An 11597-nucleotide genomic window follows, 5' to 3' on the forward strand; every position below is an offset into this window, starting at 1 on the left:
GTCCGGCGGGTGATCGACCGGCTCGCCCGGCGGCCCCGGACCGGGCGCGGCGCGATCGCCATGGTCGCGGCGCTCAGCCTCGTCTCCGCGCTGTTCAACTGGGGTTTCAGCCTCATCTTCAGCGCGTTGCTGGTCCGCCGCCTCGCCGAACGCCCGGGACTGCGGATGGACTACCGGGCCGCCGGGGCCGCCGCCTATCTCGGCCTCGGCGGCAGCTGGGCGCTGGGACTCAGCTCCTCGGCCGCGCAGCTGCAGGCCAACCGCGCCAGCATTCCCTCCTCGCTGCTGCCAATCACCGGCGTGCTCCCGTTCCGCGAAACCATCTTCACCTGGCAGTCACTGCTGCTGGCCGCCGTCGTCGTGGCGGTCTGCGTCGCGGTGGCGTTCTTCTCCGCTCCCCGCGGTGATCTCATCCGGACCGCGGACGACCTGGGCGTCGACCCGCACGATCCGGTCGAGCAGGATCCGCCCCGCACCCGGCCCGGCGAATGGCTGGAGTACAGCCCGCTGCTCACGATCGTCGTGGTCGCGCTCGTCGGCGGCTGGGCGGTACGGGAGTTCGGCAGCAAGGACCCGATCGCCGCGATCTCCGGCCTCAACACCTACAACCTGCTGTTCCTGGCACTCGGCCTGCTGCTGCACTGGCGACCGCGCCGATTCCTCGCCGCGGTCACCAAGGCCGTCCCCGCCACCGGCGGCGTCCTCATCCAGTTCCCGTTCTACGCCGGTATCGCGGCGATCCTGACCAAGGCCACCGACAGCGCCGGGCACAGCGTGTCCCATCATCTCGGGGCGGCGTTCACCGGCGCCACCGTCGCCGGGCTGTTCCCCCTGCTCATCGGCGGCTACTCCATCGTGCTCGGCTTCCTGATCCCCTCCGGCGGCGGGAAGTGGGTCATCGAGGCGCCGTATGTCATGCAGGCCGCCAACGACGCCCACGTCAGCCTCGGCTGGACCGTGCAGATCTACAACGCCGCCGAAGCCCTGCCCAACCTGATCAACCCCTTCTGGATGCTCCCGCTGCTGGGCGTGCTTTCGCTCAAGGCCCGCGACATCGTCGGGTTCACCTTCACCTATCTGATCGTGCTGCTGCCGCTGGTGCTCGGCCTGCTCACCGTGCTGGCCCCCACCCTCGCCTACCACCCTCCCCTCCACTGAGGACTGTCCATAAAGGATCATCACGGAAGGCATGACATGACAGCGGGCACCGTCACTACCCGCATCCACGACGAGGTTGTGCGCCGCAGTCCCGCCGACCGAGCGTCACCCTCGGCACCGTCCTTCGGGTCGTTCGTCCTCCGCTTCGTTCAGGCTGACGCCTCCAGGACCGCCCGCGCGTGCGTCAACGCGAAGCCCAACAGGTTCAGCCCACGCCACCGCGTCGGGTCCTCGGCGCCGGGGTCGTCCGCCGCCAGCCCGATGCCCCACACCGGGTCGAGCGGACTGGCCTCGACCAGCACCCGCTGGCCGGTGCCCAGCAGGAAACGGCGCAGATCGGTGTGCTGCCCGAACTTCGCCACGCTGCCGGTGAGCACGATCTCGTACCGGCACGCCTCCCACCGGCCCTGGTCGAACCCTACGACGCTGCGCCCCAACTCCTTGGCCTGCCGTGGATGCCCGGCGGCCAGGATCCCCTCGGCGCACGCCTCGTCGCTGAAGAGCATGGCCTTCCGCCACATCATGTAGTGCTCGGCGGTGGCGAACGTCCGGCCGTCCACCGCGAAGGCCGCCGGCCACCACTGGCTCAGGCAGCCCCGCCCGACGCTCCCGTCCCGCTCCGGCCGGTGGCCCCAGAAGAACAGGAACTTGACCCGTTCCCCCTGGCGCACCCGGTTGACCACGTCGGCGACATCCTGCGGAAATCCCTTCACGGCCGGTCAGTCTCCCAGCGCCGAAGCGCTCCGTCGAACACATTACGGACGCTCTCACCCACACCCGGAAACACCGTTCGCGTTACAGACCCGGCGCACGCACACCTGCGTGGCGCCTATGCGGTCTCGCTGGGTTGTGGCGCTTTTCGGTGTGTCCAGGCGGTGGCGGCGATTCCGTGGGCGAGGACGCTGCCCAGCACGGTGAGGGCGGTGACGATGAGGGCGATGTCGGCGTCGTCGCCGTCGAGGGAGTTGAAGGCGAGCAGCCCGAAGACGATGGAGGCGACGCCGCGAGGTGCGAGGAAGGCCACGGTGAAGCGGTCTCGCCAGCGCAGGTCGGTGCCCAGCAGGGTAACCAGCACCGGTGCGGCCCTGGCGATGGTGAGCGCGGCGAGGGCGAGAACGACCATGCCCCAGGTGATGCCGAATTGGAGCACGAGCACGGTGGCGCTGCCGAAGACGAACCACAACGCCATGCCCGACAGTGAGGTGACGTCTTCCACCAGGCCGAGTTCGGCTTCACCGGGATGGTGGTGCCGGGTCGCCTTGTAGGCGATTCCGCAGACGAACGCGGCGACGAACCCGTTGCCTCCGATGGGCACGGCGACGCTGTAGGTCAGCAGGGGGACGGCGACGGTGGCGATGCGCAGGGATTGGTCGCTGGCCCACTCGTGCTCGGTGGCCTTGTTCATGGCCATGGCGGTGACCGCGCCGACAATGATGCCGGTGACGACGGCCAGAATGGCGGCGGGTACGGCGGTCTTGAGGGCTTGCTCGGGGGAGTTCGCGTGACTCCGATCGCCGGCGAGGGTGAGCGCGAAGACGAATACGGGCGCGATGATGCCGTCGTTGTAGCCGCTTTCGACGTTCAGGATGTGGCGAACTCGCTCGGGGATGCGGAAATCGCGCACCACCGAGGCGGTCGGGGCGAAGTCGGTCGGGGTGATGATGCAGGCGATGAGCAGGACGACGGCCCAGGACAGGCCGGGCAGGACGAGCAGGCCTATCCCCATGATGGCCAGAAGGGACAGGGGCAGGGCGATGAACAGCAGGCGCGCCACGGTCCTGCCGTCCCGGCCGAGGTAGCCGCTACCGAGTGCGGTGGCGTCGACGAACAGCAGGAGCGCGAGCATGATCTCGGCGACGTGCTGCGCGATTTCGGTGTTCAGTCCGCTGCCGAGCACGTTCTGCGTGCTGAATCCGATCGCCAGACCGGCGGTGACCATCACGATGGGAGCGCTGATCCGCCACCTCGCCAGCCGTGCCGCGGTCAGCGCCCACAGCAGTACGACCGCCGTCGCGGTGAGCAGGCTCTGCTTCATCGCGGTTCTCGATTCCCCGTCCGTATTGGTGCTTCGGGTCAAACCACCCGGAGAATAGCCGGTACATGTTCGTACGGCGCGCGGCGGAAACAGCGTGGTCGTCATGGTCACGCCGAATTCGGCCTCTCCACCTCGCCGCGTCACCCGATCAGGACGTCGGGTTGCGGCGAACGTGCGGCCCCGGCTGTCGTGTCGTCCGGCCGGACGGCTTCGCTCACCCGGGTCATCCCCGGCCACCGGGGCTTCTTTCCATCGCATTTGTCCACCGTGGGCAAGGGGCCGGGTCCCCCGTAGCCTGCCGGAATACGACCTTCGGGATAGAACTCACTGTCGATTCCCGAGTGGATGGCCCCGACGGTCGTCGAACGACAGGGGAGTGGTTTGCGGATATTTCTGGTTGAGGTAATTCGGGCCAACCGAGTCGAGGAGCGAAGGCCATTTTCGCTTGGAGTTACCCGACCCGGTGTTGTCGTCCCATGTAGAGGGTTCCTGCTCGTTGACAACAATGAAGGGACGGATCTCCGCATACGGCATTCAGCAGCCAGGCCGAGCCGGTGATGGTGATCCAGCGCGGGCTGACTGGAGTGGCGAGGGCGGCGATCCGCGGCCGTTGCGGTCTCGCCCCGGCGCATTCGATCAGGAAGGGACGCACCCGGTGGGCGTCGCACAGCCGCGGTCCGGTTTCCGCCGCGGCCACGGCGGCGGGCGCTCACCGGGAAGGGTGAGAGTCGCGTCCGGCGTCGGCGCCGGTGAACGACCGCTGACATGATGACGCGATGCCGTCCAAGAGCAGGCTGTCCCGTCCGGTCAAGGCCGTCTCGGCGGTGCTCCTGCTGGTTGCCGCGATCGGGGTGGGCACGTGGTTACACGCGATCGATCGGAGTGCCGGGGAAACCTGGCATGCGGTCGGCGCCGACGAGCCCGACCGGATCGACGTGAACGCCTCGGTGCAACGGGTGGACACCGTGGCACGGGAAGTCGTCCTGAGGGTGCTGATCGTGCCTCGCGGCAGGCTCGGCGACGAAGAAGGCCTCGTCCCGGCCGCCGATCTGAAACTGCTGAACTCCTCCAACCTGCGTGGTGACCAGATTTTCCCGGCACGTCAACGTATCTCCAGCGTCGACCTGCCAATCGCCCTGTCCAGCGGCACCGTCACCGACTATCCGTTCGACAGCTACCGGACCAGGATCCAGTTCGCCGCCGAGGAGAACGGCCACCCGGTGCCGGTGCTGCTCACCTTGGACAAAGTGGACAGCCTCTTCGCGCTGTCGATCATCGGCTACGACGGCCTGAGTGGTATGGGCACGCTCGACGTCCGGTTCGGCCGGTCGATCAGCGTGCTGGTCTTCGCGACTTTCATGATGATCACGATGTGGGCGGTGGCGATCGCGGTGCTGGTCGGCGCGCGGTCTCTCGTCTCGCGCCGCCGCGGCCTGGTCTGGCCCGCGTTCGGCTTCATGGCGGCCACGCTCTTCGCGCTCGCCGGTTTCCGCAACATAGCGCCGGGATCACCGCCGATCGGGTCGTTGCTCGACTACACGGCCTTCCTCTGGGCGGAGGCTGTGATCGCACTGAGCGTGGTTGTGTCCGTTGTGGCCGGAGCACTCACCGAACACGCCAGAAGCGTGCCCCGCTGAGATCTCGGTCCCGCCGTCCGGCTCGCTCAGCACGTCGAATCGCAGATCGCCGCACTTTCTTCGGCGCAGACCGCCGGTGGGAGCACATCTTCCCGTCGTCCCGCTTTGCCTCTGCCCCATAGGGGCCTAACGTTGCTGCAGCGTCAAAGCAGATATTGACGAAACCGTTGTAGTGCAACGGCTTCGAAGTGTTTCGACAGGCGCCAGTTGTCCGCCAACGTCAGCCGCACCTGGCTTCGGCGGTCAGTTCACGTCAACGGAATTGGTGTCGGTCGCCAGTGATGTTGGCTGTGTTGCCGCTCGCGGTGGCCAGAGCCTGTTTCTGCCACTCAAGTTGGCCCGTTCGCGAGATAGAGCGCTCCGGGCCTTTTCGGTCAGCGGTGCGCGATGTGCTTGACGTCACTCACCAGGTTGGTCCCGGTGGGGTGCTCATAGTTTCCTCATAGATGGTCCGCGACTGTGGGAGCGACTTACTCGTTCTCTGTGATCCGCGGAGGTGTTCGATGGTGACGACGATGCCCATTCCGGTTCCGGTGACCGCCGTGTCGTCGGTGCGGACTACGGCCACTCGGTTGACCGGGCTCGATGTCGCACGGTGTGTGGCGTTGGTGGGCATGATCGGTGCGCATACGTTCGCGGTGACCGCGCCTGAGCTGTCCTGGTCGCCGCAGACCTGGGGCGGCCTTGTGCACGGGCGTTCGTCGATCCTGTTCGCGGTGCTCGGCGGCCTGACGCTGGCGTTGATCTCGGGCCGGTCGGTTCCGGTGACCGGTGATGACCTGGTGCGGGCGCGGCTGCGGGTCGTGGTGCGCGGGGCGCTGTTGTTCGCGCTGGGTGCCGTGGTGGGGGTGCTCAGCCCGGAGTTTCCGGTGATCCTGCACGTCTATGGGGTGCTGTTCATCGCGGCGGTGCCGTTCCTGTCCTGGGGCCCGCGCAGGCTGCTGATCGCCGCCGCGGTGTGGACGACGGTCTCACCGGTACTGGTGTGGCTGCTCGCGCCGATCGCCGCGGAGATATCGGATCCGTCCGGGCTGACCAGGATCTTGCTGGCCGGGAACTATCCGGCGCTGGTGTGGATAACCTTCATGTTCGTCGGGCTGGCGATCGGTCGTCTCGACCTGACCGAAGTACGCGTTCAGCGGCTGCTGGTCGCGTGGGGTGCGGTGGCCTCGGTGGTCGGGTATGGCGGCGCCTGGCTGGCGAGTCTCCTGCCCGGGGTCTCCGAGGCTGCGACCGTGACGAAGAAGGACACGGAGACGGGTCCTGAACACGACCTGCTGTCGTTGCTGGCCGCGGATCCGCACTCGGGCACGACCTTCGAGATCCTCGGCTCGGGTGGCCTGGCGGTCGCCCTGATCGGGTCGCTGCTGCTGCTCACCCGTATCCGGTTCGCGCGGCTACTGCTGACGCCCGCGATCGCACTGGGGTCGATGACACTGACTGCCTACGTGCTGCATGCGGTGTCGATGGCCTGGCTGCCGGTCGAGCACCTGTTCCTCTGGTCGGTGGTGGTCGGCCTGATCGCGGCCACGGTGTGGCAACGACTGGTCGGGCGTGGACCGCTGGAAGGGATCATGAACTGGGCGACGACCCAGGTGGCGCGGCGTACGCCGATCAGGTCCGGTCATGCGGGAAGGTGAGCGTGGCCAGCGCGCCGCCCGGGTTGTCCAAGGTGAGGGTCGCGTCGTGCAGGTCGGCGATCCAGCGGACCAGCGACAGGCCGATTCCGGTTCCCTCGGAGCTCGGCCGGTCGCCGAACCCCGGACCGTGATCGCGCACGCTGATCCGGTCATCGGCGATCTCGACCTCGACGGCCGTGCCGCCGCCGTGCCGGACTGCGTTCTCCACGAGGTTGCGGATGGCGTGTTCGAGCAGGTCGGGGTCACCCAGGATGATGGTCGGCTCGGTCAGCACGGACACCCGGGGCTCGCCGAGTTGCTCGACAACGGACTCGGCGAGCAGGTCCAGCCGCAGCCGGACCCGTTCCACCGCCAGCGTGCCCGCCTTGGCGCGGGCCCGGATGAGCAGGCCCTGCACCAGCCGGCCCATGCGGTCGGCGAGCACCACCGCATCGGTGAGGGCGTGCTGGGCGCGGACAGGCGATCGGGCGCCCTCCTCCGCCAGCAGGCGCAGGGTGGTCAGCGGGGTCCGCAGTTCGTGGGAGGCCTCGGCCAGGAACTGCTCCTGCTGTCGCAGGGCCTCAGCCGCCGGGCGTACCGCGCGGCCGGACAGCAGGTGAGCGATCCCGGCGGCGAACAGCAACAGCACCGCGCAACCGAAGGTCAGCCACCCCAGCGTCCGAGCCTGCCCGGACAGCCACAACGTGGGGTCATCGGACATGATCACCACGGTGTCGGGCTGGTCATCACGTGCGGGGACCAATGTGGCCAGTACCCGGACCGGTCTGCCGTCGCTGGCGGTGTGGTCCAGGGGGAATGCCTCGTCCGCAGGGCGTGCCTCGGTGATCACCTGGTCCAAGGCGCTGGGCAGTACCTCGATGTTCTCGCGTGTCCGCACCACGAAACGACCCGACGAGTCGGCCGTGGCCAAGGCGAATCCCATCAGGTTCAGGTTGTCGTCCTCAGCGTGAACCTGCTCACCGTTGGCCAGTCGCATGGATAGCCGCTCGGTCACCCGTTCGAGTTCGTTGTCGAGGACGTCGCGGCGGACGTTGTCGTCGATGACGATGGCGACCCCGGCGAGCGCGGCCAGGAACACTGCGGCGACCAATGTGTACAGCGCGGTCAGCCGCCACCGCAGCCTGCGCAGGCGTACCGGTCCGGACAGCTCACCCATCGGCGTCGACCAGGAACCCGGTGCCGCGCACGGTGGTGATCAGCGCGGGCGGGCCCAGCTTGCGCCGCAGTTGGGCGATCACCACGTCCACCACATTCGACATGGGTTCGGCCATCTCATCCCAGCACCGCTCGATCAGTTCGCTGCGGGACACGACCTGGCCCGCGCGCCGGAGCAACAGTTCCAGGACCGCGAACTCCTTCGGGGTCACCGACAGCACCACGCCACCCCGGCTCACCCGGCGTCGTGCCAGATCCAGTTCGAGATCGCCGGAGGTGATCGTCGGGGATACCGGATGTTCGGCGCGCCTGCACAACGCGATCACCCGCGCGGTCAGCTCGGCCTGGGCAAACGGTTTGACCAGGTAGTCGTCGGCGCCGATGGTGAATCCGTCGACCTTGTCGGCGAGGGTGTCCCGCGCGGTCAACATCAGGACCGGGGTGCGGGCCCCCTGAGTTCGCTGTACTCGAACGAAGTCCAGGCCGTCGCCATCGGGCAGCATCCGGTCGATCACCAGGCAGTCATAGGAGTTGACCGCGGTCTTCAGATCGGCTTCCGCGATCGACACAGCCAGATCGACTGCGAAACCGATCGACCGCAGTCCCGCGGCGATCACCTCACCCAGCTGGAGGTCGTCTTCCAGCACCAACACCCGCACGGCGGTCAGCTTAGGCGTACGCCCTTGTGCACGCCCGGCAGCATCACCATCCAGAAAGGACAGTCCTCTCCATGTTCCGCGTTGTGGCCTGCGTCGGTGTCATGCTCTCCCCGGTGGCGTGTTCAGTCCCACCCCCGGAGGGTGAAGCCAGACGGACCTGGTCAACCGCCGCTTCACCGTCGACGCGCCCGACCGTTGTGGATCACCGACATCACCGAGCACCCCACCGAGGAGGGAAAGATTTACTGCACCGCGGTGCTGGACGCCTATTCCCGGCTCATCATCGGCTGGTCCATCGCCGGCCGCATGCGCACCGAACTCGCCACCGAGGCGCTCGGTATGGCGATTCTGCGCCGCACACCGGGGCACCCTCCAACTCGAACTACTCGACTCGAAACCCTGGAAAACCCGCGACGAACTTGCCAGCGCAATATTCGAATGGATAGTGCGCTGGTACAATCCGAAACGGCGACATTCCAGCATCGGAGATGTACGCCCTTGTCACATTTAAGGCTCTTTACGTATCCCCAGGCGAGACCACCTGACCTGTTCGCCGTGTCTGGCGAACAGGGGGACCTCACACCGTTGTCAACGCCGAACTCGGTCTCACCCATTTCGAACACGGCCGACTCGCCTGAAAGTCGGTGAGTTCACTTCACTCAGTCGGGTGGGATTGTCGGCGGTGCGCTGGGACAAGATCGCGGACGGCCTCATGATGTTCGAGTCACGAGACTTACGCGTACCCCGCTTGCCCGACGGGAGAAGGAAGCGCTCGCCCATCGCGACGCGGACCTCGGTCGACGAAGAAATCGCCGAAAACCGGCGGGCGTCGGCCACTGCGGATGAGCAGCGCGATATTCGAGAAAGGTAACATGTTTCATGTTCAAACGAACCATTGTGGTCGCCGCCACGGCCCTGCTGGGGGTTTCGGCGTGCTCGCCGGCGGAGTCACACCCGGCCGCACCACCGCCACCGGACGGCTTGGACGACCTGGTCCATCAGCAGCTGCGGTGGGGTGCTTGCGAGACCGACAAGCTGAAGGAGGCTGGCGCGGAGTGCGCCACCGCGCAGGTGCCGATGGACTACCGCCAGCCTCACGGTGAACAGATCACTGTGGCGATCAGCCGGGTCAAGGCGACCGACTCCCAGCGCCGGCGCGGGATCCTGATGACCAACCCGGGCGGCCCCGGCGGCGAAGGCCGGAGCCTGGCCTCGCTGCTGAAGGGACAACCCGCCGCCGCGGTCTACGACACCATCGGCATCGACCCCCGCGGCGTCGGCGCCTCCACCCAGCTACTGTGCGAGCCCTTCAACAAGCCCGACCTGCCCAGCAGGCCGGCCGAAGCCGATCTGCCGCGGTTCACCAAAGCGGTCCAGGACGAGGAGGCCGCCTGCGCGCGCGGGGGCGGAGAGCTGCGCCGCCACGTCACGAGCATGAACACCGCGCGGGACATGGACCTCATCCGCCGCGTCCTCGGCGAAGAGAAGATCAACTTCCTCGGGATCTCCTACGGCACATTCCTCGGCCAGCTCTACGGCCAGATGTTCCCGCAGCACCTGGACCGCATGGTCCTGGACTCCGCGCAGAACCCCGACACGAGCTGGTACCAGCAGGAGAAGGACAACGTCACAGCGCACGGGAAGAACGTGGCCGCCTGGCAGCAGTGGGTGGCCGAGCGCGACTCGACCTTCCGGCTGGGTGCCACCCCGGCGCAGGTACGGGCCACCCTGGATCGCTTCGCCGGCACCTTGTCCCAGCGCGAGCTCGGCGCGCTCACCGACGTGACCGCCTTCGACAACGCGGTCGGGAAGGCCGCGCGCTACCGCTCCATGTGGGCCGCCTTCGCCTGGAACCTCGGCGACCTGCTCCCCGCGCTCGGCGGCGGTCCGGTCGACAAGGACGCCGCCACCCAGATCGCCGCGCTGGCCAAACAATCCGAGGACGAACACGCATCGGCCTCCCAGGCCTTCCGGAGCCAGGACAAGCAGGCCGGGAAACCGAACGGGACCTTCGCGGCGATCACCTGCGACTGGCCGTGGCCGAAGAATCCCCAGGACTACTACCCGGACATGCGGCGGGTGTCGGCCGAGATGCCCTACGGCGACACGATCAACAGCGTGGCGCCCAGCAGTTGCACCTTCACCTCTGGGCGCGACCCGATGATCCCCGTCGGCCCCCGCCAGTATCCCGCCGGTGTGGTGATCCAGGGTGAGGGCGACACCCAGACCGCCTACCCCGGTGGCGTGGCCGTCGCCGACAAGCTCGACATACCCTTGATCACCGTGACCGACAGCGGAATCCACGGCTACTACCCCGATCGTGGCAACTCCTGCGTGAACAACCTCGTCAACAGCTACTTGATCGACGGTGTCCTTCCCCCACGACGCGCGGTCTGCGCACCGGTAGCGGATAAGGTGCAGGACATCCCCGTCGGCGCCGGTCCGGTGTCCAGGAAGGACACACCCTCCCTGGAAGACATCGCCGGGCGGGTCGGCTGATCGCCGTGGTGGCGCCGCCTGCGCCACGGTCGACGGGGTAGACCGCGTAACGGCGATCGTGCAAGAGCCTCACGTGGGAGTGATGTTCCCTGCCGCCGAGGACGTCGATGCGCCGGGGGACGGCTGCGGCGGCATTGTCCCGCACAGGCCCATCGTGTCCGGCCCCGTCGCCTCCGACCGCGCCGAAGCGCCCGCAGTGCAGTGTCCACAACAGACAATCAGTCTGTTGTGGACACTGTCAGCTTCGCTGTTCCGCGACGACACGGTAACACCGAGCCAGATAATCGCAAGCGATAGCGAACAACGAGGCGAATCGGCGATCCGCATAACGCACTGGAGGCGTTCCTTGCGGTCAAGTGTCAACGCATCTACAGGTCGTTCATTGTCCGTTTCGCTCCAGGCCCTCCGCCCGAGTTGTGTGACCCGTTGCGGGACAGCCACGGTGCCAGTCGTCGGCCACACGTACGGCGGAGGCAAAGATCGCAAACCTGGCCGGCTGTCTGACAGCGGCTCCGGATCAGGTTATCACCGTGATGCCAATCTGGACGGACCCCGTACATACCCTTCGAGCGCGAGTCGCGGGCTTTGCGTTGCCGTCAAGCGCAACTCCGGGGTCTGACAAGTTTCGTCACGCGCCGCACCTTGGCAATGTGTCATTGCGCCCTCGCCACCTGCTGCCGCGGACGTCATCCATGTAGAGCCTCGTCGCAGCCGTCGAGTGGGTCTATCCCATGATCGGTGTTTCCGGCGTTGTTGATCAGTAGGTTTCGGCTCCCGGCCAGCGGTCACCGAACGTGATGGCGAAGGCGTTGAT

General features: G+C 67.3%; 9 protein-coding genes and 1 pseudogene. 6 read left to right on the forward strand and 4 right to left on the reverse strand.

All coding sequences use genetic code 11. From position 1 onward, the window contains the following. Nucleotides 1-1158 (forward strand): TIGR00366 family protein (locus ACFWX1_RS46965; RefSeq protein WP_378396434.1); only part of this gene is annotated, 1158 nt, incomplete at its 5' end. A 149-nt stretch (nt 1159-1307) separates the two neighbouring features. Here the strand turns inward: ACFWX1_RS46965 and ACFWX1_RS46970 are convergent. Together ACFWX1_RS46970 and ACFWX1_RS46975 are read right to left on the reverse strand one after the other, a co-directional pair. Further along, nucleotides 1308-1871, reverse strand: coding sequence for an NADAR family protein (locus ACFWX1_RS46970; protein ID WP_378396435.1), 564 nt, complete (start codon nt 1869-1871; stop codon nt 1308-1310). 116 nt (nt 1872-1987) lie between these two features. Beyond that, entirely contained in the window at nt 1988-3193 is a 1206-nt protein-coding gene (locus ACFWX1_RS46975) for a cation:proton antiporter (protein WP_378396436.1), read from the reverse strand. A 776-nt stretch (nt 3194-3969) separates the two neighbouring features. Here ACFWX1_RS46975 and ACFWX1_RS46980 point away from each other — a divergent pair. Both ACFWX1_RS46980 and ACFWX1_RS46985 read left to right on the forward strand, forming a co-directional pair. After that, nucleotides 3970-4830 carry a DUF4436 family protein gene (locus ACFWX1_RS46980; protein ID WP_378396437.1) on the forward strand — a complete coding sequence of 287 codons (861 nt, stop codon included), beginning with the start codon at nt 3970-3972 and terminating at the stop codon, nt 4828-4830. A gap of 515 nt (nt 4831-5345) precedes the next feature. Next, nucleotides 5346-6470 (forward strand): heparan-alpha-glucosaminide N-acetyltransferase domain-containing protein, encoded by a 1125-nt coding sequence (locus ACFWX1_RS46985; RefSeq protein WP_378396438.1) that lies wholly within the window; start codon nt 5346-5348, stop codon nt 6468-6470. Here ACFWX1_RS46985 and ACFWX1_RS46990 read toward each other — a convergent pair. Both ACFWX1_RS46990 and ACFWX1_RS46995 read right to left on the reverse strand, forming a co-directional pair. After that, the gene (locus ACFWX1_RS46990; RefSeq protein ID WP_378396439.1) at nt 6445-7626 is read right to left on the reverse strand and encodes a sensor histidine kinase; all 1182 of its coding nucleotides are present in this window, start codon (nt 7624-7626) and stop codon (nt 6445-6447) included. The two genes, ACFWX1_RS46985 and ACFWX1_RS46990, sit on opposite strands and share 26 nt — an antisense overlap. After that, entirely contained in the window at nt 7619-8284 is a 666-nt protein-coding gene (locus tag ACFWX1_RS46995) for a response regulator transcription factor (RefSeq protein ID WP_378396440.1), read from the reverse strand. Before ACFWX1_RS46995 ends, ACFWX1_RS46990 begins: the two co-directional genes overlap by 8 nt. A gap of 141 nt (nt 8285-8425) precedes the next feature. Here ACFWX1_RS46995 and ACFWX1_RS47000 point away from each other — a divergent pair. The 3 genes and pseudogenes from ACFWX1_RS47000 to ACFWX1_RS47010 form a co-directional block, all read left to right on the forward strand. Next, a pseudogene (locus ACFWX1_RS47000) lies at nt 8426-8638 on the forward strand (DDE-type integrase/transposase/recombinase); the annotation flags it as partial. After that, nucleotides 8553-8795, forward strand: coding sequence for an integrase core domain-containing protein (locus ACFWX1_RS47005; protein ID WP_378396442.1), 243 nt, complete (start codon nt 8553-8555; stop codon nt 8793-8795). The pseudogene ACFWX1_RS47000 and the gene ACFWX1_RS47005, both read left to right, overlap by 86 nt. Nucleotides 8796-9163: 368 nt before the next feature. Next, a complete protein-coding gene (locus ACFWX1_RS47010; protein ID WP_378396441.1) occupies nt 9164-10783 on the forward strand; it encodes an alpha/beta fold hydrolase in 1620 nt (539 codons plus the stop codon). The last annotated feature ends 814 nt before the right edge of the window (nt 10784-11597 follow it).

It is taken from the genome of Amycolatopsis sp. NPDC059021 (assembly GCF_042739895.1).
Classification (GTDB): domain Bacteria; phylum Actinomycetota; class Actinomycetes; order Mycobacteriales; family Pseudonocardiaceae; genus Amycolatopsis.

What these genes read in the sequence shown, in the direction of transcription:
- ACFWX1_RS46990 (WP_378396439.1), bottom strand. Translation starts at nt 7,626, where the DNA reads ATGGGTGAGCTGTCCGGACCGGTACGCCTGCGCAGGCTGCGGTGGCGG.
- ACFWX1_RS47010 (WP_378396441.1), top strand. Translation starts at nt 9,164, where the DNA reads ATGTTCAAACGAACCATTGTGGTCGCCGCCACGGCCCTGCTGGGGGTT.
- ACFWX1_RS46980 (WP_378396437.1), top strand. Translation starts at nt 3,970, where the DNA reads ATGCCGTCCAAGAGCAGGCTGTCCCGTCCGGTCAAGGCCGTCTCGGCG.
- ACFWX1_RS46975 (WP_378396436.1), bottom strand. Translation starts at nt 3,193, where the DNA reads ATGAAGCAGAGCCTGCTCACCGCGACGGCGGTCGTACTGCTGTGGGCG.
- ACFWX1_RS46985 (WP_378396438.1), top strand. Translation starts at nt 5,346, where the DNA reads ATGCCCATTCCGGTTCCGGTGACCGCCGTGTCGTCGGTGCGGACTACG.